Annotated in this window: 21 protein-coding genes and 4 pseudogenes; 13 read left to right on the top strand and 12 right to left on the bottom strand. The window is 59.9% G+C overall.

Features of this window, described 5'->3' with window-relative positions; translation table 11 throughout:
* Positions 1-239: 239 nt before the first annotated feature.
* Positions 240-1,547, bottom strand: a complete 1,308-nt coding sequence (locus CK221_RS29085; RefSeq protein ID WP_245430778.1) for a M81 family metallopeptidase — start codon at positions 1,545-1,547, stop codon at positions 240-242.
* Between the two features lie 122 nt (positions 1,548-1,669).
* Here CK221_RS29085 and CK221_RS30520 point away from each other — a divergent pair, with 122 nt between their 5' ends.
* The gene (locus CK221_RS30520; RefSeq protein ID WP_179295235.1) at positions 1,670-1,807 is read left to right on the top strand and encodes a hypothetical protein; all 138 of its coding nucleotides are present in this window, start codon (positions 1,670-1,672) and stop codon (positions 1,805-1,807) included.
* 129 nt (positions 1,808-1,936) lie between these two features.
* Complete coding sequence (locus CK221_RS30515; RefSeq protein ID WP_179295234.1) at positions 1,937-2,110, top strand: hypothetical protein; 174 nt, start codon at positions 1,937-1,939, stop codon at positions 2,108-2,110.
* A 183-nt stretch (positions 2,111-2,293) separates the two neighbouring features.
* On the opposite strand, the gene purU is transcribed toward CK221_RS30515, so the two are convergent.
* From purU to CK221_RS29050, 6 genes are all read right to left on the bottom strand, one after another.
* Positions 2,294-3,178 (bottom strand): formyltetrahydrofolate deformylase, encoded by an 885-nt coding sequence (gene purU / locus CK221_RS29075; protein WP_095780223.1) that lies wholly within the window; start codon positions 3,176-3,178, stop codon positions 2,294-2,296.
* 112 nt (positions 3,179-3,290) lie between these two features.
* Positions 3,291-4,148: a bifunctional methylenetetrahydrofolate dehydrogenase/methenyltetrahydrofolate cyclohydrolase FolD gene (folD, locus tag CK221_RS29070; protein WP_095780222.1), complete on the bottom strand. Its 858-nt coding sequence runs from the start codon at positions 4,146-4,148 to the stop codon at positions 3,291-3,293.
* Positions 4,145-4,711 (bottom strand): sarcosine oxidase subunit gamma, encoded by a 567-nt coding sequence (locus CK221_RS29065; RefSeq protein WP_095780227.1) that lies wholly within the window; start codon positions 4,709-4,711, stop codon positions 4,145-4,147. The genes folD and CK221_RS29065 overlap by 4 nt, the downstream gene beginning before the upstream one ends.
* On the bottom strand, positions 4,704-7,634 hold the full coding sequence (locus CK221_RS29060; RefSeq protein WP_095780221.1) for a sarcosine oxidase subunit alpha family protein: 2,931 nt from the start codon (positions 7,632-7,634) through the stop codon (positions 4,704-4,706). Before CK221_RS29060 ends, CK221_RS29065 begins: the two co-directional genes overlap by 8 nt.
* Positions 7,631-7,936 (bottom strand): sarcosine oxidase subunit delta, encoded by a 306-nt coding sequence (locus CK221_RS29055; RefSeq protein WP_095780220.1) that lies wholly within the window; start codon positions 7,934-7,936, stop codon positions 7,631-7,633. The genes CK221_RS29060 and CK221_RS29055 overlap by 4 nt, the downstream gene beginning before the upstream one ends.
* A gap of 10 nt (positions 7,937-7,946) precedes the next feature.
* On the bottom strand, positions 7,947-9,200 hold the full coding sequence (locus CK221_RS29050; RefSeq protein ID WP_095780219.1) for a sarcosine oxidase subunit beta family protein: 1,254 nt from the start codon (positions 9,198-9,200) through the stop codon (positions 7,947-7,949).
* 158 nt (positions 9,201-9,358) lie between these two features.
* Between CK221_RS29050 and CK221_RS29045 the strand changes: the two genes are divergently transcribed.
* Complete coding sequence (locus CK221_RS29045; RefSeq protein WP_245430777.1) at positions 9,359-10,264, top strand: GlxA family transcriptional regulator; 906 nt, start codon at positions 9,359-9,361, stop codon at positions 10,262-10,264.
* Positions 10,265-10,624: 360 nt separating this feature from the next.
* On the opposite strand, the gene CK221_RS29040 is transcribed toward CK221_RS29045, so the two are convergent.
* The 3 genes from CK221_RS29040 to CK221_RS29030 form a co-directional block, all read right to left on the bottom strand.
* The gene (locus CK221_RS29040; RefSeq protein WP_095780217.1) at positions 10,625-11,653 is read right to left on the bottom strand and encodes a GlxA family transcriptional regulator; all 1,029 of its coding nucleotides are present in this window, start codon (positions 11,651-11,653) and stop codon (positions 10,625-10,627) included.
* A gap of 155 nt (positions 11,654-11,808) precedes the next feature.
* Entirely contained in the window at positions 11,809-13,155 is a 1,347-nt protein-coding gene (locus CK221_RS29035; protein WP_095780226.1) for an FAD-binding oxidoreductase, read from the bottom strand.
* Between the two features lie 328 nt (positions 13,156-13,483).
* A complete protein-coding gene (locus tag CK221_RS29030) occupies positions 13,484-14,233 on the bottom strand; it encodes a GlxA family transcriptional regulator (RefSeq protein ID WP_095780216.1) in 750 nt (249 codons plus the stop codon).
* 358 nt (positions 14,234-14,591) lie between these two features.
* On the opposite strand from CK221_RS29030, the gene CK221_RS29025 reads away from it, so the two are divergent.
* The 8 genes and pseudogenes from CK221_RS29025 to CK221_RS28995 all read left to right on the top strand — a co-directional run.
* Positions 14,592-15,956 (top strand): MmgE/PrpD family protein, encoded by a 1,365-nt coding sequence (locus tag CK221_RS29025; protein WP_095780225.1) that lies wholly within the window; start codon positions 14,592-14,594, stop codon positions 15,954-15,956.
* Between the two features lie 307 nt (positions 15,957-16,263).
* Positions 16,264-16,581, top strand: a complete 318-nt coding sequence (locus CK221_RS29020; protein WP_143749119.1) for a hypothetical protein — start codon at positions 16,264-16,266, stop codon at positions 16,579-16,581.
* Between the two features lie 287 nt (positions 16,582-16,868).
* Positions 16,869-17,306, top strand: a complete 438-nt coding sequence (locus CK221_RS30055) for a hypothetical protein (RefSeq protein ID WP_143749118.1) — start codon at positions 16,869-16,871, stop codon at positions 17,304-17,306.
* A gap of 158 nt (positions 17,307-17,464) precedes the next feature.
* A complete protein-coding gene (locus tag CK221_RS29010; protein ID WP_095780213.1) occupies positions 17,465-18,721 on the top strand; it encodes an aromatic ring-hydroxylating dioxygenase subunit alpha in 1,257 nt (418 codons plus the stop codon).
* 6 nt (positions 18,722-18,727) lie between these two features.
* Positions 18,728-20,029 carry an iron-sulfur cluster-binding domain-containing protein gene (locus CK221_RS29005; RefSeq protein WP_095780212.1) on the top strand — a complete coding sequence of 434 codons (1,302 nt, stop codon included), beginning with the start codon at positions 18,728-18,730 and terminating at the stop codon, positions 20,027-20,029.
* Positions 20,030-20,183: 154 nt separating this feature from the next.
* Positions 20,184-20,480: pseudogene (locus CK221_RS29000) on the top strand (transposase); the annotation flags it as partial.
* 472 nt (positions 20,481-20,952) lie between these two features.
* Positions 20,953-21,140, top strand: a pseudogene (locus tag CK221_RS30985) (IS5/IS1182 family transposase); the annotation flags it as partial.
* Between the two features lie 269 nt (positions 21,141-21,409).
* Positions 21,410-22,174 (top strand): annotated as a pseudogene (locus CK221_RS28995) (IS481 family transposase); the annotation flags it as partial.
* Between the two features lie 178 nt (positions 22,175-22,352).
* Here the strand turns inward: CK221_RS28995 and CK221_RS28990 are convergent.
* Positions 22,353-23,342 (bottom strand): serine hydrolase, encoded by a 990-nt coding sequence (locus CK221_RS28990; protein ID WP_179295232.1) that lies wholly within the window; start codon positions 23,340-23,342, stop codon positions 22,353-22,355.
* A 953-nt stretch (positions 23,343-24,295) separates the two neighbouring features.
* On the opposite strand from CK221_RS28990, the gene CK221_RS31320 reads away from it, so the two are divergent.
* Positions 24,296-24,538, top strand: coding sequence for a transposase (locus CK221_RS31320; RefSeq protein ID WP_348628453.1), 243 nt, complete (start codon positions 24,296-24,298; stop codon positions 24,536-24,538).
* Positions 24,484-24,708, top strand: a complete 225-nt coding sequence (locus CK221_RS31315) for a hypothetical protein (RefSeq protein WP_348628452.1) — start codon at positions 24,484-24,486, stop codon at positions 24,706-24,708. Before CK221_RS31320 ends, CK221_RS31315 begins: the two co-directional genes overlap by 55 nt.
* A gap of 238 nt (positions 24,709-24,946) precedes the next feature.
* On the opposite strand, the pseudogene CK221_RS28980 reads toward CK221_RS31315, so the two are convergent.
* Positions 24,947-25,234, bottom strand: a pseudogene (locus CK221_RS28980) (DDE-type integrase/transposase/recombinase); the annotation flags it as partial.
* Positions 25,235-25,517: the final 283 nt, after the last annotated feature.

The raw sequence follows: 25,517 nt of genomic DNA, 5'->3' as shown, positions 1-25,517 counted from the left end.
CCCAGCATGAATGGTGAATCATAAACCCGCTGATTTGGGAATCCTCAACGACTCCCAACAATTTCATCCCGCTCTAGAGGAAAGATCGGCCGCGGCACATTGCGGTAAGGAAGCTTTTCCAGCTGCAGCGTGCACAGCGCGCCGCTGTCACAAACGATCACCTTATCGGCGATCGGCTCGAAGGCGGCTCGGAAATTGCTGCATGGACTTGAGAGCGACGACCGACTTTTGCGTCGGGTTTATCCCGAAGGCGGCGAATTGTGCAGATCCAAAATTTGCGTAGCGCGACTGACGATAAGTATGTCGATGTCCTCGACGCGAAGCACTGCCGTCCTGTCGAAACTGAGCTGCAGGCCGGCAATCATCGGACCATTGCCGGTGAAGACGCCCTCGCTGGTCAGCATCAGTGTGCCAGTCAGTGTCAGCGGTCCTCCACCGAAACGGGCATCCGTCTTGCCGCCAGCCTCGACGGTCACCGTCTCGCCGACATTGCGGCCGGCGAGTTCGTGGGCGACCTGTGGGTCTAGCAACGGACCAAAGCAGGCGTTCTGCACTTTCGCTTGAAGAAGTGCGCGCAGCAATTCGGTCGAGTCGCCGTAACCGCCGCCCCCGGGATTGTCGGCATAGTCAGCCACGACGATAGGCTTTTTCCCTGCCCGATCCGCCTTGTATATGGCCGCTGCATCCTCGATAGAATAGTATGTATTGTTGGACTGATGACGTCCCTCCCACATCTCGTCGGCGATACGCTCGGCAAAGGCGCGATGTTCGATCTCGTTGCCCTGGCAGGTGACGAGCACCGTGGGACCGACATCGGCGATATCGGCGTTGCCAAAGCCGGCGTTGATGCTGACGGCGAACACATCGGGATGCGCTTCATATTCAACGGCGCGCGCCACCCACCCAATCATCGGGCCGATATCGGTGCGGCCGGTGCTCGCCTCTTCGAGCATTGGACGATGGGTCCGGATGGTCTGGGGCTTGATTTCGCCAAGCATGGTTCGTTGCAGGATGTCGCCGGCTTGGCGTGCGCGAGCGCGCATATCGACGTGGGGATAGGTCTTGTACGACACGATGATGTCGGCGAGTTCGCACATCCTTGGCGTGACATTCGCGTGAAGATCAAGTTTGATCGCAATGGGGATGTCGTGGCCGACCGCGTCGCGCAGCCGCGCAAGCAATTCGCCCTTGCCGTCCTCGCAGAATTCGGTCACCATCGCGCCGTGCAGGCCAAGCAGGACTCCTGAGAGATTGTCCTTGCATCTTTTTGCCGCCTCGACAATGTGGCCAGCGAGGCGGTCGAAAGCGTCCCGGGTGACCATCCCCGACGGCTCGGCCGTCGTGCTCAGTACATGGTTGACTTGCCAACCGTATTTTCCGGCGGAATCGAGGAATCCAGCTAATTCCGTATTGGCGTCGGACCGCTTGGCGATGGCTTCCTGGCCGAAATAGAGAAACTTGCCATAAAATTCGGCGTAGTCCGTCAGATTGCGATTGAATGTATTGGACTCGTGCTTGAATTCGGCGGTCAGGACATAAAATGGCATAGTTGTTCCTCAGGGAAGACGGCGAAGCCGGGCCGATCGGCAGATTTCAAATTTGTTTCACTTGTTTCACCCTTTCTTCTGAATGTATTGGCTAGGTTTCTGGGACCTGTCCGATCTCCGACATGCGCGGTGAAGTTGCTGTACAGTTCCGTCGTGCGGTTCATCCGCTGCTCGACGGATGGGTCAAGCGCCGTGAAGACACCGTTGATGAACAAGTTCGTGAACTGATCATTAGCGAGTTCGAATCCAGAACATGTTGACGCGGGAACCACGAACGATTCTGAGCGCCCCGCGTTCCGTCTGGAAACCGGCCGCATAAATCTTGGTGCCCTGCGCTGGAGGGCGCCGACGATGAGGACGTGACTAAGCAGAAACGTTCGAACGGCTCGATGCCTGAAGCCGGCCAATTCATTAGGTTCGCGGTCGCGGTATTCGGCACATGGAAGCGCAGCTACAGGCGAATGCAATCGCACGGCCTTGCCAAAGCCGCCGTTCAGGTCGCTCTCATCGCCATCGGCTACAACCTCAAGAGCGCTTTCAGCATCGTTGCAACACCGGTATGAACGTCGAGCACCAGGCAAAGAGCCGTGGAATGCACACCGGAACGACCCTGTGGGTCGGGTATCGAATGCCGCCAGCCGCCAACAAATACCGCGGAAAATCTCGCAGTTTCCGACTTACAGCCGCGTGCTGGTCCCGCTGTTTACTCTCTTCAGGTCCTCGCACTCGCCGACGGCCTAAGCCCTTCATCCCATCCGCTCGGAAGCATGTGCGCCAGGTGATGGCGGGAAAACCACGGTGCGGGCGCCGTTGAGGAAAGTGCGGTGCTGGATATGCGCATGGATGCTGCGGGCCAGTACCTGCGCTTCAACGTCACGTCCGATCGACACGTAGTCGGCTGAGCTCTGCGCGTGAGTAATGCGCGCCACATCCTGTTCGATGATCGGACCTTCATCCAGGTCAGCCGTTACATAGTGCGCGGTGGCGCCGATCAGCTTTACCCCGCGCTCGAAGGCCTGCTTGTAGGGGGCAGCCCCTTTGAACGAAGGCAGAAATGAGTGGTGGATGTTGATGATGCGACCCGACATCTTTTGGCACATCGTATCTGACAAGACCTGCATGTAGCGCGCGAGCACGACGAGATCGGCGCGCGTCTCCTCTACGATCTCCATGATGCGGGCTTCGGCCTGTGGCTTGTTGGCTCTAGTGACGGCCACATGGTGGAAAGGCAGGTCGTGATTGACCACCACCTTCTGATAGTCGAGGTGGTTGGAGATGACCGCAACGATGTCGATGGGCAGGGCCCCGATGCGCCAGCGGTAGAGGAGGTCGTTCAGGCAGTGGCCGAAGCGCGACACCATCAGGACGACCTTCATTTTCGCTTGGGCGTCGTGAATGTCGAAGCTCATGTCGAAGTCAATTGCTACCTCGGCAAGGCCTTCCCGCAGTTCTTGCAGGCCGCGCCCCTCCTCACTGATAAAACTCATCCGCATGAAGAAGCGATCGGTTTCGGGATCGTCGTATTGTGCGCTGTCGTTGATGTTGCAGCCGTTCTTAGCGAGAAAGCCCGCCAAGGTGGCGACGATGCCGCGCCGGCTGGTGCATGTCACGGTCAGAATATACTTGCTCATGGATCCATCCATAAGAATTGGGCAGCCATCGCGGACGGGGGAAACGCGAGAGCGATCATGAAAAACGTTGGCATTCCGTTAGGCGGCGAGTCCTTCGGGATCTTCCAGCCCGCTAATGCCGGCAGCAGGCGGTTACGGTGTTCGCAAGGAGACACGCGATTGTCATCGGTCCAACGCCACCCGGCACCGGCGTCATAGCGTCCGCGATCTCGGCGGCGCTCTCGCGCTCCACATCACCCACGAGTCGCACTTGGCCTCCCCGCTCGATCTGATTGATGCCAACGTCGATCACGACCGCACCAGGCTTGATGAAATCGCCCGTGATCATCTCCGCCCGCCCCACTGCGGCAATCAGAATATCGGCCCGCCGACAGATCGTGGGAAGGCGTTCGGTCCGGCTATGTGCGATCGTCACGGTGCAGCTTTCGCGTAGCAGAAGCTGCACCACAGGCTTGCCAACGATGTTGGAACGCCCAATCACCACGGCGTTACGGCCGACCAGATTGCCGAAATGCTCGCGCAGAAGCATCAGGCAGCCGAGCGGGGTGCAGGGGACGATCGAACGTTGGCCGGTTGCCAGCAGTCCAACATTTGTGACGTGGAAACCGTCAACATCCTTAGCGGGATTGATTGCGTTAATGACTGCATCGGCATCAATATGAAGAGGCAGCGGCAGCTGCACGAGAATGCCGTGAACGGCCGGGTCGGCATTCAGCTGGGCAATCAGCGCCAGCAGTTCGGCCTGGGTCGTTTCAGCGGGCAGTTTATGCTCGAAACTCGCCATGCCGGCCGCAATGGTTTGAATACCCTTGTTGCGGACATAAACGGTGCTGGCAGGGTCGTTCCCCACCAGCACCACTGCCAGTCCCGGCACGATGCCCTGTTCTGCCTTCAGCCTGGCAACACACGCGGCAACCCTCTCGCGCAGGCGGGCAGCAATGGCTTTTCCGTCGATCAGATGCGCGCTCATGGTTCTCTGTCTCCAATGCGCCGGATGTGACTTTCAAGCGCAGCCCAGATCGACCCGGCAGCCGAGCGCATGCCCAGAATTGCGATGTGATGCGCGGCGCGCCGGATCACGAACACGCTCGTATGTTCCAGGCCGGTACGTGTCGCGGATCCGGGCTGGAAACGGATCGCGTCGATGTTCACAAGCTTCGCCATCAACTGGAGAATCGGCCTTTCGCCAGTTGACGAGCGGATTTCGAAGACTGCGAAGCCGTCGGTTTGTTCCGTAACGGAGCAGCCTGGACACAGAGCGGCAAGCTCTGACGCAAAGTCGTTACCCCCCCGGTTTTGCCCCTCGACCATCCACTGATCCTGGCCCGTCCAAAACGCGGCGATCTCTCCGGATTGGGACCAGGCGCCAGGCCCGGGCAGGTCTATGCCGAAGGGCGCCGGTTGTGTTCCACCGCGACGCAGGGCTAGGGAGGCGAGCGCCAGTTCGGTGTTCTCTTCGAGTGCGAGAGCGCCATGGTGCTGGCGGCGCGCCGTCTCGCCGCCGAGCGCGGTGATGGGTTTAAGATCAGGCACGCAGACGCTCTCCTTCCGGATCAACGAAGTGGGCGGAAACGACGCGCAGGCGAATGCTTTGATTCTGAATCGGATTGGCCGCGACGATCACCTCGCCCTGGCGCGTCGCTCCATCCGCGAGGAAGCCGAGGCCGATGCTAGAGCCCACATGGGGCGAGAAGCAGGCCGAGGTGATCCAGCCCTGATCGGTTGCCGTTTCTTGGCGACTCCCTTCCGGGAAAAGGTGCGAGCCCGCCACGACGGGCTCGGACGGGTCCACGGGCTGGAGACCTACCAACACGCGCCTATCGGCAAGCAGGCCTTCGCGGCGCGACATCACCGCACCGATGGAGTCCTTCTTGGCCGAGACCATGCGGCCCATCCCCAGCATCTGCGCGGTGGTCTGGCCGTTCAGCTCGTTGCCGGCGGCGTGGCCTTTTTCGATGCGCAGCACGCCGAGCGCCTCCGTGCCATAAGCGGTCGCGCCCAGATCCTGTCCCAGTTCGACGAGACGGGCCATCAAGGCGTTGCCATAGCGCGCGGGCACCGCGATCTCGTAAGCAAGTTCGCCTGAGAAAGAGATGCGGAAAAGCCGCGCGCGCAAGCCCCCGCAAACCGAAAGATTTGCGCATGCCATGAAGGGGAAAGCCTCGTTGGAGAGGTCGAACCCATCGACCACACGTTCGAGCAGCCTGCGCGCGTGGGGGCCTGCTACCGAAAACTGCGCCCAGGCATCAGTGGTCGAGATCAGTTGCACGTCGAGTTCCGGCCACAGGCATTGCCGCGCGAACTCCATGTGGCGGTAAACCGTGCCGGCATTGGCGGTGGTAGTGGTCACCACATAATGGGTTTCGTCCAAACGTGCGCAGGTGCCATCGTCCCAAGCCTGCCCGTCCTCGCGCAGCATCAGGCCATAGCGCACCATGCCGGTCTTCAGGCTCTTCATTGCATTGCAGTAGAGACGGTCGAGGAATTCAGCGGCGTCAGCGCCCTGCACGTCGACCTTGCCGAGTGTGGTCACGTCACATATGCCGACACCCTTGCGCGTTGCTAGAACTTCGCGGTCGACCGAGTGACGCCAATGGGTTTCGCCAGGCCGCACAAAATATTGCGCGCGCATCCACTGGCCAACTTCCACGAAGACGGCACCTTGGGATACAGCCCACTGGTGGCTGGGCGTCAGGCGACGGGGACGAAAATGCTCACCCGTATTGCCGCCGCCCAGAACGGAGATTGAGACGGGAGTATAAGGCGGACGGAAGATGGTGGTGCCGGTTTCGGCGATGCCCTTTCCGGTCATTTCGGCCATCACGGCGAGGGCGGTGACATTGGCCGTCTTGCCCTGGTCGGTTGCCATGCCGAGCGTCGTCCAGCGCTTGAGATGCTCGACCGAGCGCATGTTCTCCTGGTGCGAAAGCTTGACGTCCTTGACCGTCACATCGTTCTGGAAATCGATCCAGGCCCGATGCTTGCCCGGCACGTGCCAGAGCGGGCCCAGATTTGCCGGGGCGTCTTCCGCGCGAGGCGGTTCAGGAAAGCTCGCGGTGATCCCGATTTCATTCAGGGCACGGGCAGCGGCTTCTGCGCCCGAAACCAGCGCCGCATGCGTCGTGCCCCGGCCCGCCGCAGCACCGGCGATGATCATTCCGCCGGGCAGATCAGTAGGTGGCAAGAATGTCTGCTGTGCCTCGTTCCAGACCGGACGGCCGCGCTGGTGCGAGGCGAGATGCAAGTTCGGGTTCCAGCCGCCCGACACGCCGAGCGCTCCACAGGCGATCCATTCCGTGTTGCCACAGCGTGTGACTTCGATTGATTGTAGGCCCAGCCGTCCCTTTGAGCCACTCACCGCCGCACCGCTGATCACGCGATACTGACCTTTCGCCTGAGCGTCGGTGCGCGCATCCACCACCGCCGCAATCTCGACATCGCGCGCGAGAAGGTCGAGCGCCGTCTGGTGGCCGTCATCATTGTTGGTGAAGATCACGACGCGCTGGGCCGGGCTGACCGCCCAGCGATTGGCATAGGCGCGCAATGCGCCGCCCAGCATGATGCCAGGCCGGTCATTGTCCATGAATGGGATGTGCCGCTCTATGGCGCCTGCCGCGAGCACCGTGCGCCTCGCCGTGATGCGCCAAAGCGTCTGGCGGGGCTGGATACCGGGATCGGCGCGGTGATCGGAAACGCGCTCGACCGCGCCGTAAATGCCATGGTCGAACGCGCCGAACACCGTGGTGCGGTGCAGAACGCGCAGGTTGGGTAGGCTCGCGAACTCGGTTTCGAGTGTCGCAATCCATTCCGCGGCTGGCCGGTCGTCCAGAAGATGGCTCTCAGCCAGCAGGCGGCCGCCAAGGCGGTAGTCCTCATCGGCAAGAATGACTTGGGCCCCGGCTCGCGCGGCCGTCAGCGCCGCGGCAAGGCCTGCCGCCCCTGCGCCGACCACGAGCAGATCGCAGTGCAGAAAGCCCTTGTCGTAAGGGTCGGGATCGGCTTCCAGCGACAGGCTACCCAAACCCGCCGCGCGGCGGATCGCCGGTTCATAGAGCTTTTCCCAGAAGGCGCGTGGCCACATGAAGGTCTTGTAGTAGAAGCCTGCCGTGAGGAAATTGGCGAAAAGGTCGTTGACCGCCATGCCGTCGAAGCGGAGCGAGGGCCAGCGATTCTGGCTGCGCGCTTCGAGCCCGTCGAACAGCTCGGCCATCGTGGCGCGCGTGTTGGGCTCGCGCCGCGCGCCGCTGCGCAGCTCGACCAACGCATTGGGCTCCTCGGAGCCCGCCGCGATTAGCCCGCGCGGACGGTGATATTTGAAGGAGCGGCCCATCAGCCGCACATCGTTGGCCAGCAAGGCCGAAGCGAGCGTATCCCCGGGATGACCGGCATAGCTCTTACCGTCGAAGGTGAAACGCAGCGTGCGGCTGCGGTCGATCAGGCCGCCCGAGAGTCTCATGCTGCGTCTCCGTTTTCACGCGGGGCCCGGTTGCGAAGCGCGACCTCGCGAGCGAGTTCCGCCCCCAAGATCTCGTGAGTCACCGTGTTGCGCGTCACCACGAGCCAGGACCGGTCGCCCTGTTCATGGAACCACAATTCGCGGTGCACGCCCGCCGGGTTGTCGCGCAGGTAGACATAAGGAAAGAACGCATCCGCTGCGTTCTCCGCCATGCCGTCGGGGCGGTCGAGCAGCGAAACATCGCCGAGATAGGAGAACTCCTGCGTATCGCGCAGGCCGAGCAATGGATGGGGGATCAGCATAAGGATGGCCTCAATGCAAGTTCGGCTGGGCGCCAGCGCCCTTTTCGTCGATCACATACCCCCGCGCGAACCGGTCCAGCCGGTAGGCGGCAGCCGTTTCGTGGGGGCGGTCGGTGGCAAGCAGTTGGGCGAAGGCGTAGCCCGATGCCGGGGTCGCCTTGAAGCCGCCATAGCACCAGCCGGAATTGAGGTAGAGCCCGTCGATCGGGGTGCGGTCGATGATCGGCGATCCGTCCATCGACATGTCCATAATGCCGCCCCACATGCGCAGGAGGCGTGCGCGCCCGATCATCGGCATCACCGCCATGCCGCCTTCCGCGACATCCTCGATTGTCGGCAGATTGCCGCGCTGGGCATAGGAATTGTAGCCGTCGATGTCGCCGCCGAAGACCAGGCCGCCCTTGTCGGACTGGCTGATATAGAAATGGCCCGCGCCGAAGGTGATGACGCCCGGAATGGTCGGTTTCAGGCCCTCGGACACGAAGGCCTGCAGCACATGGCTTTCGATCGGCAGCTGCCCCATGCCCGCCTGCGCCATCACTCGGCTCGTGGAGCCCGCCACGGCGACGCCGACCTTTTTCGCGCCAATATATCCGCGCGAGGTCTCGACGCCCTTCACCTGGCCGTTCTCGATGCGGAAGCCCTTGACTTCGCAGTTCTGGAGAAGATCGACGCCCGCACGGTCGGCACCTCGCGCATAGCCCCAGGCGACGCCGTCATGGCGGGCGGTGCCGCCGCGTCGTTGCAGGAGGCCGCCTTTCACCGGAAAGCGCGCATTGTCGAAATTCAAGAACGGGATCATCGCCCGCAGCGCGTCGCGTTCCAGAAGCTCGGCATCGGCACCTGCCAGGATCGCGGTATTGCCGCGCCGGCGATAGGCGTCGCGCTGGCTATCGGTGTGGAACAGGTTGACAACGCCGCGCTGGCTGACCATCGCGTTGAAGTTGAATTCCTGTTCCAGATTTTCCCAGAGCTTCATCGAGAATTCGTAAAAGGGCTCGTTGCCGGGCAGCAGATAGTTCGAGCGGATAATGGTAGTGTTGCGTCCGATATTGCCTGAGCCGAGCCAGCCTTTTTCGAGCACGGCGATGCGTGTCTGCTTGAACGTGTTCGCCAGATAATAGGCGGTCGCCAGACCGTGTCCGCCACCGCCGACGACGACATAATCATATGAGGCTTGCGGCTCCGGATCGCGCCAGAGTGGTCGCCAGCCCTTATGGCCGGTGAGGGTTTCCCTGATAACACGAAGCGCTGAGAAACGCATAAGGACACTTTCGGCAAACGTTGCGTTGGTTCGCGTGAATCGCATGAACGTTCAAATCATGCCTATCTAAACCAGACACATAGTGTACTTTTCAGGACATGAGGTCGTCCCACCAGCCCCGCCGCTTCGGTTTCTTTCTTTGCGACGGCTATGCATTGATGTCGGCTGCCGCCGCCGTCGAACCCTTGCGCGCGGCCAACCTGCTGACCGGGCGAACGCTATATGAATTGCTTCTGTTTTCCGATTTAGGCGGCAAGGCTCGGTCTTCGGTCGGCAGCTGGTTCGATACCGCGCCGATCGATGAATCCGCGTCGGAGCTCGACATCTTGTTCGTGATTGCGGGGGGCGATCCGCTCAGCGTAGATGCCGAACGACTGTCAGGCTTTCTGCGGAGGCTCGCCGTGCAGGGCGTGGCACTCGGCGGAATTTCGGGTGGGGCCGCGATCCTGCACAAAGCAGGACTCTTAGAGAGGCGCCGTTTCACCATCCACTGGAAGCATTATGATGCGCTTCGCGCCCGAGCCCCCGATGCCTTGATGGAGCGACGGCTGTTCGTGATCGACCGCGACCGTTTCACCTGCGCGGGCGGCTCGGCGCCCTTAGACATGATGCACGCTTTGATTGCCGCCCATCACGGCGCGAACCTAGCGCGCGAAGTGAGCGACTGGTTCATCCATACCAGTCTGCGCCCGGCTGAAGACCCTCAGCGCCTGGATGCAACGTCGAAATATGGCGTACACCATCCAGCACTCATCGCCACGATCGCCTTGATGGAAGATCACATCGCCGATCCCATGTGTCTGCCTCAACTCGCCACACTGTCGGGTATCGGTGAGCGGCAGCTGGAACGGCTGTGCAAGACGCATCTCGATCAGTCCGTCATGCAATTCTACCGGAAAGTGCGACTTTCCAAAGCCGCCGATCTTCTGCGACAGACCACGCTTTCGGTCACTGAGGTGGCTTTGGCGACCGGCTTTTCGAACAATGCTCATTTCGCCCGCGCCTACCGGCAGCATTATGGCACTTCGCCAACGCAAGAGAGGCGTCCGACCGTAAAACGTTAAAGTACGACCTTTCATCACGATCGGACGAGCCGACGATGACATTTGCCGGCATGTCACAGAACGGGTCGCCGATCTGCAATGGGCGAAGTTCCCCGATTCTATAATGCCCGAAATAAGACCAAACGGTCACGCCCCACACCCTCGCAGCCCGGACCCTACAGCCCCGCTGCCCCAACTCGCAGATTACAGTGAGCCCGGTCAGAACGCAGCGAATGCCAAAATGCATTTTCTCGCAACGCTCGGCACGAATGCGTGCGTACCTTGTAAAACATAACATCCTGGTTAATGGCAAGTAACGCGGAGGGCGCCAAGCCGGTTTGAGGCGTGCCTTCAAGCTGTTGCCGGACCCTCTGAACGCGCTCATCGGATGCTTTGTGGCCACTTGACACGGCGGCCTTCTTTTTCGAAGTGGACGGCATCACGCTGACGCTCACTCGACGGGGAATGACCGAACTGCTCCCTATAGCAGGCGGAGAAGTGGGAGCTGGTACAGAAGCCTGTCGCGATCGCGATATCCACATTAGCCAGGCTGGTATGGAGAAGAAGATCCCTCGCTTGTTCCAGGCGCAGGGTCTTGTAGTACCGTGCGGGAGTGTGACCTGTATGGCGCTGAAATAACCTTTCGAGATTGCGTACGCTCACCCCGACCTGTCGCGCGATCTCGGTGCTGCTTAGCGGGTTTTCGAAGTTCTGCATCATGAGACCCGCGGCTTGGCCGAGCTGCGGCGGCAGTGTGTCCAGGCGCACCGAGCTGCCCGAGCGCTGTTCGACGCTTCCGGTTCGAATCCGATCAACTTGAAACTGATTGGCTATGGAGCGGGCGAGGAGATCGCCGTGGTCCTCGGCGATGATGTGAAGCATCAAATCGAGCCCAGCCGTTCCGCCCGCGCAGGTGTAACGGTTCTTGTCGATGACGTAGAGCTCGTTGCTGAGCTGAATATAGGGAAACTCTTCGCGAAAAGCGGGCTGCCCCTCCCAGTGCAGCGTGCACCGCGCATTGTTCAGCAAATTGGCTCGAGCAAGAAAGATGGCTCCCATGGACAGCGCCCCCATCCGGCATCCTTCGCGTGAGCGCCGGTTCAAAATGACGTTGAGACGCGTCTGATCTTTTGCGACAAGTGTGATGCCGGCGCAGACAAAGAGATAGTCGGCCTGTTTCGAATTGCCCAAGCGGTTATAGACATTAACAGAAATGCCATTCGACGCATTGGCCGCCGCGCCGTCTTCCGACGAGAAAGTCCAGCGATAGGCCTCAAAGCTGAGCAAGCGGTTCGCTGCCCGTAACGGCTCGATGGCACTGCTCACGGACATTAGGGAGAAGCCGTCGAGCAACATGAACTCGACGTGCTGAGGACAATTTTCCGTGCCCTTACCGGTGACCGGCATCATCTTCCCGCTCGAGGTTCAGATGACCTGATAACACAGAGAAGCGCGGAGTTCTTCCCTGTGCATGCCGACTGTGGGGCCGGGTGGAAAGGGCGCCCGTTGAAGAAAGCCGGGCACAAGTCCTGGCTTTCAAATATTCGGCTTAGACTGAGTATGGGTCAGCTCCAGGGATAGGGGCTGTTCGAGACAGGGTGCAGTTCGCCCGCCGCGTAGCGGCCGAGACGGAACGGCTTTAGTAGCGAGGATTCGTTTCCGATCACCTCTTCCGCGACTAGAGCGCCGACACCGATCATCTTGTAGCCGTGGTTGGAGTCTGCGATGATGTAGACGTTTTCGCGGAACGCTTCGAAAACCGGGAAGCTGTCAGGCGTGAAGCAACCGATGCCTCCCGAAGGCTCGTTGTGATATTGAGGCATCGTGCCTTCAAAACGCTTGTGGCAGTGGGCAAGCGCCGACACCCACATATGCGCGAATTCAGGGCTCGAAACGAATTCCGGCGAGGCTGGGCCGTAAGGATCGATCTGGACCTCATCGACTGGAGTGTCCACCTTATAGGGCATCGCACCACCCTGGATGCCGCCGAAATTGAAATCGGGCTTGTAATAGATGCCCCACATGCTGTCAGTGATGATGCTGCCATCGACGGCGGAATACAGTGGGGCGTCGGTATCGACATGCATGACCGGCGGCATCTTGCCGCTGTTGGTTTTGAACGCTTCCGGTGCGACGCCGAGCACGCCTTCCTCGAGTTGCCAGAAGCGCCACATTGGAATGCCGTCATGCAGCTCGCCATCCTTGCTCTTGATGGTCACAGTGTCGGGCAATTCGGCCATGTTCCAGAAATCGCGAACCCAGGGGCCAGCGCCGACTACAAGATAGTCGCAGGCGATATGTCCGCGATCGGTCTCGACGCCGGTCACGGCCGAACTGGCTCCATTGGTGAAGGTCATGCCTTTGACGGTGACGCCGCCGAGGATCCGCACCCCTTCGTTCTCCGCCTTCTTCGCCAGTGCATAGATGGCGGCGGCGTTGTGAGCGTAGCCACCCTTCTTCTCGTGCAGCACCGAGGTGATATTCTTCGCCTGCCAGTCAGAGAACAGGCCCTTCATATAGGCATCGGACTCTTTCGCGCCTTCAACGAAGACCGATTCATAACCGATCGCCTTCTGCTGCTCGTAGATTGAACGCACGTCATCCTGCATCGATTCCGAGCTGATCTGCATGTAGCCGACGGCGTTGTATTGGTAAGCCTTCGCATCGCTTTCCCAGACACTAACCGAGTGGGCCATCAACTGGCGCATGGCGGGCTGGAAATAGTTGTTGCGAACGACGCCGCAGGCAATACCGGATGCGCCGGCGGCGATGCCGCTTTTGTCGATGACTAGGATGTCGCTTCCACTTCCCCTCCGGGTGCGCTTGAGCGCCTGTGCAAGGTGGTAGGCCGTAGAAAGGCCGTGAATACCGGCGCCGATAACGAGGTACGGGGCCGCCGTGGGGAACGCCATGATCATCTCCAGTTTGTCAGCCGGCTGCTTTCGCCTGTCTACGTTTGACATAAGCATCCGGCTATGTGCGCAGAATGTCGGATAAACGGCAGTCCGCGCAAAAAAACCGGCAGCTGAATGTCAATGACCGTGGAATCGCGACCCCGTGTTTCGCGCGTAGTGCACGATGAAAGCCGGACCGGTGTATCTGGTCGAGGTTGCGCAGCCCGGCACGTTGGTGAGGCTTTCCGGCTTGAAATCGGATGAACTCGGCGCTGGATTTGTAAAACGATGAGTCGACAAATGGATCGTCAAAACGAAGGACAGGAAACCCATCATATCGGCAGGGTCACAAGCGGCCATCCTTCGCTACACGATACCTGGCCGCACTTGGCGCGCATCCGAAGCGCAATCTATAAGCACGTGAGAAATTTGTAGCGGAGCCAAATCCGCAAGCGACAGCGATGTCGTAAACGGCCAGTGCCGAGTGCCTCAGCAAGCTTTCAGCCTTACTCAATCGAAGCCGGAGATAATATTGTGCGGGCGTGCATTGAAGGTGAGCTTCGAAGAGGCGCTCTAACTGCCGTTGGGAGACGTTGAGCCGCTTTGCGACGACGGGCAGTCGAAGAGGAACTTCGCTGTTCATTTCCATCAGAGAAACTGCTTTAAGCAGGGTCGGGTGCGAAACGCCCAGCCTCATGCATAATGACATCCGTTGGCTAGAGTCGTGACGACGCGCTCCTCCGTAGACGAAGTTTTCAGCCACGCTATTGGCAAAGTCAAGATCGCGCTTCTGGCGGATGATCTCCAGCATGACATCCATTGCAGCGATGCCACCACCGCACGTGAAGACACCACGTTCCATGGCAAACACGTCGCTACAGATATCGAGATCCGGAAAACGCTCTCTGAAAGAGTCGATGTAGTCCCAATGCGTCGTGCAACGGCAGCCACCTAAAAGGCCAGCCTTTGCAAGTAGGAATGAGCCAGTACTGACCCCGCCGACAAGCGCATCGTGTCTCTTGGCGCTTCTCAAAAAATGGAGAATGCGTCTATCGCTGTAATTCTCGTCGTCCTGTCCTCCGCACACGACGATCATGTCGAGTGTAATTTCCGGACGCGGCAGTACGTGCTTCCACCTCCAGTCCACTGCTGGACCTGATCGTCGTGCCGTGTGGACTCAGGAAGCACCAATGAAAATTGTCTCGCCCTTCGATCCGGTTGGCGCCACGCAGCGGCTCGACGATCGAAGATAAAGACATCATCGAGAAGCCCGGTGTTAGCACCACCCCAGTGCGGTAGACAGGACCGTCAGCCACCGTAAGGGGCTGTGAGGCGTAAGGATCGAACGGAGCTTTCACGACGTCGATAAACGAAAAGCAATGGGCGAAAAATGTCAAGCACGGCGCCCGATCTTAGAGGATAGTACGGTCAGCAAAGCAACGAAAGCTGATCGGATGACAGGTAATCGCTTCCACGAATTTGTTTCAGAGACCGTGTATGACAGTCTGCCTACAGCAGTAAAACGCATGGCCGAGCGATGCTTGATCGACCTGATCGGCACAGCTGCAGCCGGTTCGCAGACGAACCTGTCGCGAATCATAAATAACCATGCTGTCCGGCACTTCGCTGCAAGTGGATTGCCAGCAGCGCGCCTCCTCTTTGACGGCCGTTCGACCGGTTCGCTCGGTGCCGCTTTAGGTGGCGGGTTCACCATCGACAGTTTCGATTCACACGACGGGCATGTGTTAACTAAGGGCCACGCTGGGCGCGCTATCTTGCCGGGCCGGCTAGGCCTGGTTGAAACGATCGGGCGAACGACGACAGGAGAGGAGTTCCTAACCAGTCTCGTTATCGGATACGAGGTTGCCATCCGCGCCGGCATTGCGCAGCATCGTATTGCGCCCGACTATCACACGTCGGGTGCATGGAATGCGCTGGGCGTAGCGGCCGTCGCCGGACGGCACCTTGGGCTCGATGTTGCCCGCATGCGCGAGGCTGTCGGCATCGCTGAATATCACGGCCCACGCAGCCAAATGATGCGCTGCATCGATTTCCCGACAATGGTGAAGGACGGATCTGGCTGGGGCGCGATGGCTGGGCTGAGCGCGGCCTATCTCGCCGAAGACGGTTTCACCGGCGCACCAGCGCTCGTCGTTGAGGACGAAGCTGTGGCTGATCTTTGGAGCGACCTCGGTACTCATTGGCGCATTTTGGAGCTGTATTTCAAGCCGCACCCAGTCTGCCGCTGGGCACAGCCAGCAATCGAAGCCGCGCTGGCGGTGCGCCGAGCGCACAGCTTTTCGCTAGAAGACATCGAGACGATTGAAATCGAGACGTTTCACAACGCGATCCGCCTTGATCAATTCCGACCCAAGTCCACAGAGGAGGCGCAATACAGCCTACCGTTCCCGGTGGCGGTGGCTGTAGTCAATGGTGATCTCCCGCCTTTCACAATCATTGGGGATGCCTTGCAGGATCCCACGGTGCTGTCGGTTAGCGACCGCATCCGCCTTGTGGAGGCGAAGGAGATCGACGCTCGGTTCCCGGCCGAGCGCCTGGCCCGCGCGCGCTTCAGGATGACGGACGGCCGGGTGCTGGAAAGTGAGACGTTGACTGCGCGTGGCGACGCGGAGCGCCCCCTATCGGACACCGAAACCGAGCGCAAGTTCTACACAATTGCAGGCGATTTCTGCAGTCTCGCCCGTGCCGAGGCGATAATCCAGGCAGTAAAAGGTCTGAGAAAGCAGCCGTCCATCGATCAGTTGCTCGACCTGATCGTCGCCCCTCCGCAAGCCAGCCTGCAACGCGCTGTAGCATGAGGAGATTGACCGTTCGGGTTGAGGACAGGCGAGGGGATAAGAAAATTCATTCCCTTACGATCCTCCGTCCACCGGAATGTGCCGTTCCAATCTACAGAACCGCGAGAGCATCGCGACTGCATATGTCCTACCAGTCAGTCGCGCTCGAACGCCGGACCGCCAGTTAGCTGGAATCGCGAAATTGAACGGGAGACGGCTGTGGCTCGTGTTGTATTGATTCGGCACGACGATAGCCCTGAGGATGACCGCGTCATGGAATTCTTCCACTCACGCTGTGTCTTACCCCAGACAGTCCGACCATTTCTGGGTGAACAGCTCGGGCAAAGTCGACGCTTCCGTAGTTGGCAGCGTCATCTTTGGCGGCAGATTTGACGTTTCGGACGACCACCAGCACCCGTTTCTCAGGTATGAGAAGGCATGGGGCGAGCAATGTCTCAAGCAGAATGTACCGCTGCTTGGAATCAGCCTTGGTGCCCACATCATGGCCACAGTGCTCGCCTTGGAAGGCCGCAGGGAAATGTTGGTACGTGGGATGTTCGCGCGCGCTGGTGCAAAAGCGCTCGTCGCTTTCCCGGAGGGATGCCGATTTTCGGCGGCCGGCCGCGCGGTCGTGATGGTGCGTTGAGTGCCGGTGGGGTGATGGCCGCTTCTGATCGCAGGTGTTCCGGCAGCGTGCAGAAGTAGACGCTGTTTCCGGCCTTCACGGCTTCGACGGCCAGCGCACTTGGCAGTCGGTCGGTGCCTCTGCACGTGATGGAGAACCGTAACCGATGGGTCGCGGGCACTTCTCGCGAAATTGCCTGCGTCTACGGCGGGTCAGCCGTTAGTCGGCGCCGGCGGCGATCACTCCGGGTTATCATAGCCGGTCACGTAACGGAGTTGCAGAGGGCCGGCTACGTGCGGATCGGCAACTTGGCGCTGATCAAGCACCAGCGCTACGGGCGCGCCAAGCATTTCAAACGGGCCAACATGGCGCAGCGCAAGCCGAAGGCCTATTTCGGCGGCGTTGTTCGCGACATCGCCCGCCAGATCGCCGGCGAAGAGGAACTCGAAGCGATGTTCTGCTGGCCGCTCTACCAGGGATCGGCGGTTCTAGAGAACGTCAGAGCCAATGCGGCCGCAAGATCTGCTCCACGCGCGCGGTCGGCTGCATCCGAGGGCAAGGCAATGCCGCCTGCCAGTTCGTCGAGCCGTAGAAGGGCGGCCAGCACGCACAGGCGTTGCCCGCAACCCTTATGGCGGCCAAAAGTTCGAAATGGTCATCCCGCCGTTTGGAAAAGACAACCGGCAACCAGATATAGCGCATCCTCGCCGACCGGGGATCGGGCCACGACGCCCACTCACCCATAGGTTCAGGGGTGTGTTTTTACCACCGATCAGAAACGCCGAGGCTTATCACCTCGAGCCATCCATCCTACGCGAAGTTGCGATCGGCTGACGTTTTTCGGACACCGCTGCGTCTCAAAACCGGCGACTAAACGGATGTCTTTGTGCTGCGAGGTAGTCCGATGAGCAATCCACAGGCCGCCGGCCATGAACAGAAGACCCGCGATGCGCTGGCGCGCTGTGCTGACGGCTATTCGTTGCCGCAGGATTTCTACAGCGATCCTGATATTTACCGGGCGGATATCGAGGCGGTTTTTTTCAAGGAGTGGCTGTTCGTCGCGCCCGAATGCGAACTCCCCGATCCGGGGGATTTCGTCACTGTGCAGATCGACACCACACCCGTCATCGTCCTCAGGGATCAAGAGGGCGAATTGCGTGCCTTCCACAATTCCTGCCGTCATCGCGGCTCACGCCTGTGCAGCGAGCATCGCGGCAACAAAGCACGCCTGGTTTGCCCCTATCACCAGTGGACTTACGATCTGGACGGCAAGCTGCTTGCGACACGCTATATGAGCGAAGATTTCGATCCGTCCAAATTTCCCCTCAAGTCCGTCCACGTCAAGACGCTGGAAGGGCTTATCTATATTTGCTTGGCCGACGAGGCGCCAAACTTCGAACCCTTCAGGAAAGCCGTCTCGCCCTACATCGCGCCGCATGAGCCGCGCCGCACCAAGATCGCCTACGAGTTGGTGATCGTAGAGGAAGCGAACTGGAAGCTCGTAATCGAAAATAACCGCGAATGCTATCATTGCGGCGGTGCGCATCCCGAACTGCTGGTTTCCCTAGTCGAAATGGCATTGCCGGACGACGCGCGCTTCGGCGAAGAGTTCGAGATCATGCAACAGAAGGCGCGCGACTGGGATGCGCTCGATCTGCCCCATGCGCCGGTCGACGGCGGCCTCGAGTTTCGCTGCATCCGTCTGCCCTTCCGCAAGGGAGCCATTTCTATGACTATGGATGGTAAACTTGCCTGCCGCAAGCTGCTAGGCGAACTGACATATCCCGATCTTGGGTCGGTGCGCATGTTCCATGTTCCAAACAACTGGAACCATTTCCTGTCCGATCACATCATTGTTTTCCGCGTTCTACCGCTCGGGCCCGATCGCACCGAGGTGCGGACGCTATGGCTGGTGCACGAAGACGCGGTGGAAGGGTGGGATTACGAGCCCCAGCACCTTTCAGAAGTATGGCGGGTCACCAACGACCAGGATCGCGTGCTCGCCGAAGAGAATCACAAAGGCATAAAGGCCGCTGGCTACGAGCCCGGTCGCTATTCCGAGGTGGCCGAGTTCATGGTGCTGAACTTCATCGACTGGTACCGCCAACAGTTATCTAACCAGTTCGACGGGCCGCAGCACTGTCTGATGGCGGCGGAGTAACGATCTATGGCGCAACACGCGAGCCCTGCGCCGCGGGCCTTTCCGAAGCCCAGCGTACCCGTTTTCGAACCGGACGAACTGCGTCTCGTGCTTGTTGATCGGCGTGTCGAAACGGCTAACGTGACAACGTACGTCTTTGAAGTTATCCGCCAAGATGGGCAGATATTCCGTCACCATCCGGGCCAGTCCCTGTCAATTACTCTGCCTTCAGGAAGCGATCCATGCCGGCGCAGCTTCACAATCGCGTCGGGCGGCACGGGCGGCAATCGCATTGAATTGACCATCAAGACCGGCGCGCAGGCGCAAGCGACGCTCTGGATGCACAAAAATCTGCGTATCGGCGATACGCTCGCTGGACGTGGCCCATTTGGACGCTTCAGTCTTGTGCATGCCCCAAAAGCGCCACTGTTGCTGGTGGGCGCGGGCAGCGGTATGACGCCGATAATGTCGATGCTGCGCTGGCTTCGGGTGCGTGCAGACACGCTCGATATCGCATTGGTGCAGCTGGCGCGCTCACGCGCTGATGAGCTTTTCGGCGAAGAGATCGGTGCCATGGCAGTTGCCATGCCCAACCTCTCTGTTCATCTCTGTTTGTCTCGGCCGGATAAAAAGTGGACGGGTTTGTCGGGCCGGATCACTCGACCGATGCTGTACGCAATCGTGCCCGACATGGTAAGGCGCGTCGCTTTCTGCTGCGGCCCCGAACCTGTGATGAAGGCGACGCGAGCGATCTATCTTGCAGAAGGCGGCGCAGAAGACGCGTTCGTCACAGAGACCTTTGGCGGTGTAGAGCACGGCGCCGACTCGCGTCGGCGACAAATTGCCATGCATCCGGCTGTTCGCCCTTTGGAAGCACTCTCCCAAGTCAATCTGTCTGGTCCCCGGCCGATCGACAAAGGAGCGTGGTGCCCAGCACCGCACGTGCACGAGAGGTTAGAGCCTGCATCAGCGCCGGTTCCGTCCGGCGAAGATTTGATGATCGCTTTTCAGGGCAAGAGTTTTCCTGCCAACCCAGGGCAGTCGATCGTTGCCGCCGCCGCCGCAAGTGGGGTGCGTATTCCAACCGGCTGTGGCGAAGGTTCTTGCGGCACCTGTCGAGTCCGTCTCATCAGCGGCCACGTCGATATGCGCGACCAAGGCGGAATTAGCCGGGGGGACAGGGCGGCCGGCTATGTCCTCGCTTGTTGCTCCTATCCATTGAGTGACCTTGAAATTTTGAATGATTTCGCGGGTGTGGATAAGGCCCTCGTCGGGTCTCGACCGTTGGCGTCCTCAAATAGCCGGGATCGAAAGAGAAGGGGTCGTTGACGACAGTAGACAACGCAGATTGAATAGTACGGCGAAAGCGTTGGCCATCCTGTCGCACTCCACAGCGCCATCCAACCAGCGGCGCACCATGGGCGATCACCACCTTGTCCCAGAAGGTGGGCGTCGCCTGGTCACGTCGGGTTTCGTCTGCTTGCTCGCCGAGGCTCGTCGCCGGGTCGTGTACGCCAAGCCGCCCGTCGGCGGGCCGAAGCAGGTGCTGGCCTATCTCGGCCGCTACACCCATCGCGTCGCCCATGCCAATTCCCGACTGATCAGACACGACCCACGATCGGTCGCGTTCCGCTGGCGGGCCAATCGCCATCGCGGCAAGACCAAGGTGATGACGCTCGATACGCACGAGTTCATCCGTCGCTTTCTCCTGCACACGCTACCCGACGGTTTCCATCGCATACGCCACTACGGCTCCCTCGCCAACGGCAATCGCGCCGCCCAGCCCGATGTGCCGCAGGCTGCTGGCCAGATCGCAGCAGAACAATCTCGAACCGGATGCCGAAAGCGCCGCTTTCGCCGACGAGCGCCTTGTGGTGACGCATCGCTGCCCCTGCAGCGGAGAGCCAATGATCACGCTCGCCATCTGGCGGTGCGGGCAGGCGCCGCCGAGCCCCTTTTGGAACGACACCTCATGATCGTACCGGGTGTCCACATCACCCGTTACGGTATCCGTTCGCCATGCGCCGGCACCCCTGACCCTTGTCCCGCCGCACAAAGCCGCAAGCAGCCAGCCCGGCGATAGAAAGCACTGCAGCCTGTCCGACGGCTCGCGCCATCCCGGTTCCGTCTTTCACCATTCGCTGTCGCCGCATCAATCCGGCTTGCAATGAGGTCCGACAACCAGCCGGCCCGCTCCGTCGAGCATGCGGACATGACCGCCGTGGCGCCGACGACGAGGAGATGCCGGGCACTGGCCCTGGGTGAAGCATCTGTTCGCCGACGGCGCCTACGACCGGCTGAAGCTCATGGATGAGAAGCCTATCGGGATTTCGGTGTATAGATCATCCGCAGAATCCGACGACCGGATGGGCTTCGAAGTCTTGCCCCGCCGCGGGCTGTCGGGATGACAAGATGGCGCCGCCTCGCGCGCGACTCCGATTAAGTGCATCGACGTGTCTCACGCCATGATCCTTTTCGCTAAGGGCGGCATCTCACCCGGAGAAACGTTCAGCCCTGAATTTCAAACGGACTATAAGGAGGTAACAGTCATGACGTTCTGTGGCGTTGCTCTTTTCCTTACATTCATGAGTCATGCTTATGCGTAGGATACTACGTGGCGCTTGCTGGCAAGATACCCCAATTTTGGTAGATGCAGACATCAGATCAGTTTCAAACGTCATCGGCTTTCGCCGCAGCTCGTTGCTTACGCGCTACACGCTACTGCCGCTCGACGATTGCCTCTATGCGTTGCAGCCGACGATTCCGCACCTGACGCGATCTTCATTGCACCGCTGCCTGCAACGCCATGGCATTGGCCGTCTGCCCGATGTCGAGGGCGACAGGCCGGCGAAGAGGAAGTTCAGGAGCTACCCGATCGGCTACTTCCACATCGACGTTGCCGAGGTGCGAACCGAACAGGGCAAGCTGCATATGTTCGTCGCTATCGACCGCACCTCGAAGTTCGCCTTCGTCGAGCTGCACGAGAAGGCCACCACCGCCGTCTCCAGAGACTTCCTGCTGCGCCTGATCGCTGCCGTCCCCTACAAGATCCATACCGTGCTCACCGACAATGGCATCCAGTTCACCACGCCTGGTGCAGGAGGGTCGGCCGTTCCCCTCATCAAGGAGGCCATCGCAAATGGCGAGCGCTTCCGGGCGCATGCTTTCGAATATGCCTGCGCCACAAACGACATCGAACACCGGACCACCAAGGCCAGGCACCCGTGGACCAACGGTCAGGTCGAAAGGATGAACCGCACCATCAAGGACGCCACCGTCAAGCGCTTTTACTACGAGAGCCACGGCCAGCTTCGCAGCCATCTCTCCGATTTCGTCGCGGCGTATAACTTCGCCCGCAGGCTCAAGACCCTCAAGGGCCTCACACCCTACGAGTACATCTGCAAGGCGTGGGCCACTCAACCCGAACGCTTCAGGCTAAATCCGCTCCAGCAAATGCCGGGACTAAACATCTAGCCAGCGCGGCGCGTAGATCGCATTCCTCCAACTCGTAAAATTCCGCCCCGCGAGTCTTTACGACATACCTTAATGATGCCTGCAGAGCGACTGGCGTTGCGCCGGCCATGATTCGGTGCATTCAGGCAAACGGGTCCGGAACCGGGCCCCCTTCAGTGCATGCGGACTTAACGTTTGCTCAAATCAGCGCGTCGCGGATCGCAAGCATTGCCGCTCGCGTGCTAAGCGCGTGACCGCCGCGCGGCCAATGGCCCTTAGGCCAATTGTGGGACAGCTTCACGGCCACAAATTCCGCATCCGGTTCCACATACATCAACTGTCCGCCAAAGCCGCTCGCCCATAGAGCACGGTGGTCACGATCGGTGCGCCAGAAATTGTGATAGGAACGGACTGCCCCTCCCCACAATTGACTGCCACCCAGAGGGGCGCCTCTACCTTCCAATATTTCGTTTATCCAGCTGTGGGGAACGATTTGGCGCCCGTCTCTGGCGCCTCCCTCTATCAGCAACAGCCCAAATCGCCCGAGATCGCGCATCGTCACGCACAAGCCGCCGGCGAAGTCCGCGAAGCCGGCGTCGTCGACGACGCAATAGGCGTCCTCCTCGGCCCCCATTGGGGCCCAAATCTGCTGGCTCATCAGGTCAGCCTGCGACATCCCGGACGCGCGCTCCAGGACGAAGCTCAGCACGTCGGTTTCGATCGAGCGATAATTGTACAGGCTCCCGTGTGGCCGCTCCGCTTTGTCAAGCGTGAGGATCAGCTCCCAAATGGTGCGCGGCCAGCCCGACACCCGCTGGTGGTACCACGCGGCGTAGAGGGCTTTCTGCATGTGGGAGCCTTCATGCCACTCCTCATCATAATAAACACCACTTGCCATGTCGAGGACCTGTTGCACCGTCGCACCTCGGTAGGCAGTCGCAGCGAGTTCCGGCAGATAATGCGTGATCGGTTTTGTAACATCCAGCAGGCCTTTGTCGGCCAAAATTCCGGCGAGCGTCCCCGTGAATGATTTTGTCGCGGAATACAAAATATGCTGCCTGTGCGGGACAAGGCCGTTCATGTAGCGCTCAAAGACAATCCGGCCCCGATGCAGCACCAGGAAGCCGTCTGTAAAACTGCGCTCGAGGAAGTCGTTCACCGATTGCTTGCCGTCTTGGAAATTGACCACAATATCTCCAAGCCGCTGAAGCGATGCGGGCAGTGGCCGCACGGGGCCTGGACCAGTCCATATCGGGGTCGTCGGCGTCATCTCGCTGACGTGCTGTACTGTCCATTGGCTCCAAGGCCAATCGTCCCACACTAGCGGGATGAGCGGTGCGCCCGGGTTACCTGGATCTCGGGGGTTACGTGGATCAGGAAGCATGTCGGCCTTGCAATTGGTTCTTCGTGGGACACGACATAGCGAACTATGCGTGGTTAATCAGTAGCCGATCCAGGCGAAGTGCTAGACAGACCTGTTCCAGCCGCGGCTGCTGGGAATCGCGATGAGATATCCCCCCTTTGGCGATGCCGCACAGATAGACCACGCCAAAAGATTCGAAACGCCGACCGTGACTTATTGCCCTTGACCTCGACGACACGCCCCCACAATTTACCTGAGGCGCTCGCCTTTATTTGGTTCTGTGGCAACCGCCCGCGAGGGGGAGGCCATCAGAACTGCTCCCAACGACGAAGCCCGGCTCTTGCGATCCGTGTACGCCAATGAGTTCGCTGGCGCTCATTCCGACAAATTGACGTGCAGGAATGTTGATCATTTTCGCCCGTTGAGCTTAGCGGCATTGCTCATGGGGGCAGCCAGATGCCTCCCCGCGATGCTCTCATACTTTTCTGCATCTCAGACTTGCGTGCGGGCTCCGAACTGGCAAATAGAAAATTGATATCACAACCATCTTGGACTTAGATGGTGATTGCCGGCTCGTGGGGTTGGGCGAATTATTGCTGCCACGGCGTGGGCGCAGGCCGCGTGTCATTGCTGACCGATGAGCCGGGCTGCGTCTGTACTGGTGGTGGCTGCGGAAGAACGCCTCGAAGCGCGGGGCGTTTACAATCTTCGATAGGGGATTAGGAAAGCCCCGCCTTTAGGCGGCACTGGGATCCGATTTGGTAGTGTAAGCTTGCTGGATGGAATCGTACAAGCGCGGCGGCTATACGGTTTGGGACTGCAAGTATCACTTGGTTTGGACGACCAAGTACCGATACGAGGTGCTGGGCGGTGATATTGGCAACCGATGCCGTGACCTGCTGCGGGAATCGGCACACGCCCATGAGATGAAGATACATGCCGGGCGATCAATCGCGACCATGTGCATATGTTGGTGGCGATCCCGCCGAGTTTGTCGGTTGCCCGGGCGTTGCAGTATTTGAAGAGTTTGCACAAGCTACTCAGCGAGTTCGGGCTGCTGCGTAAGCGCTACCGGGGGCCAGCATCTGTGGGCGCGGGGCTACTGGGTTGCGAGCAGCGGCCATATTACCGACAAGGTCTGGATCGAGTACATCCAGAACCAGATGCCGCCGGAGCCCGACGACGGCTTTGAGGTGAAGTGAGTCCGCCAAAGGCGGACTGATCCGGCTTTTAGCCGTACCCCGAAGCCACCGCCCTATAGGCGGTGGAGCATTCACTTTGGGGCGTGACGCCACACCAGATCGCGAAATAACCGAAATCAATCCGCGCGGGTCGCCCGTCAAGAGCGTCCCTGTTTTCTGCTTTCGCATGCTATCGCCCTCAAGGGTTATGCGGTGAAGTTGTGAACGATTCGGTCCAGGATCGCATTGTCAGCTGACCACGGCCACGGCTTTCCATTCCGACATGGCCTGCAGGCGGTGTGTAGCGAGAGCGGAGCGTCTTGAGCGGGGCGGGACGAAGAGATTGCGAAGAGCCGAGAAGAGTCGAAACGAAAGCGTTGAAGTGCTCCTGGTGATCGGAAGCCTTGTATCATCCGCACCCGTTTTCGCAGCGGCATATGGGCATTCTCCGCCCGGTTGTTCAATCCCTTCTGCGACCGATGCTCGACGTTCGGCATAACTTGTCGCCCGGGCTGCTCCATAGGATCGCAGCTTGTCTGCCTCAGTTTTCAAAGCGCCTAAGCCTCCCCTTCTGCGCGCCGTCTGACCGAAGGAAATTACCGGTGTCCCGGCAAGGGCGAAGCGAGGATGATCGCCACGATAGGGACATCGCAAAACCAGATGGTCTCGATATATAGGTTATATTTGACGGCGGCTCGATGCTGAATGAAGGTCTTTCGCAATCAAAAGACTGAGGGGAAAACGGTTAAACCCATGAGTAAGAACTATCGCATTCTCGACCTCCTCCGTCGCAACCGTTCGCCGCTTGAAAATCACCTGA

Source organism: Mesorhizobium sp. WSM3868 (assembly GCF_002294785.1).
Classification (GTDB): Bacteria; Pseudomonadota; Alphaproteobacteria; order Rhizobiales; family Rhizobiaceae; genus Mesorhizobium.
The sequence above is the reverse complement of the archived record's forward strand: the minus strand, read 5'-3'. Positions and strand labels throughout refer to the sequence as shown.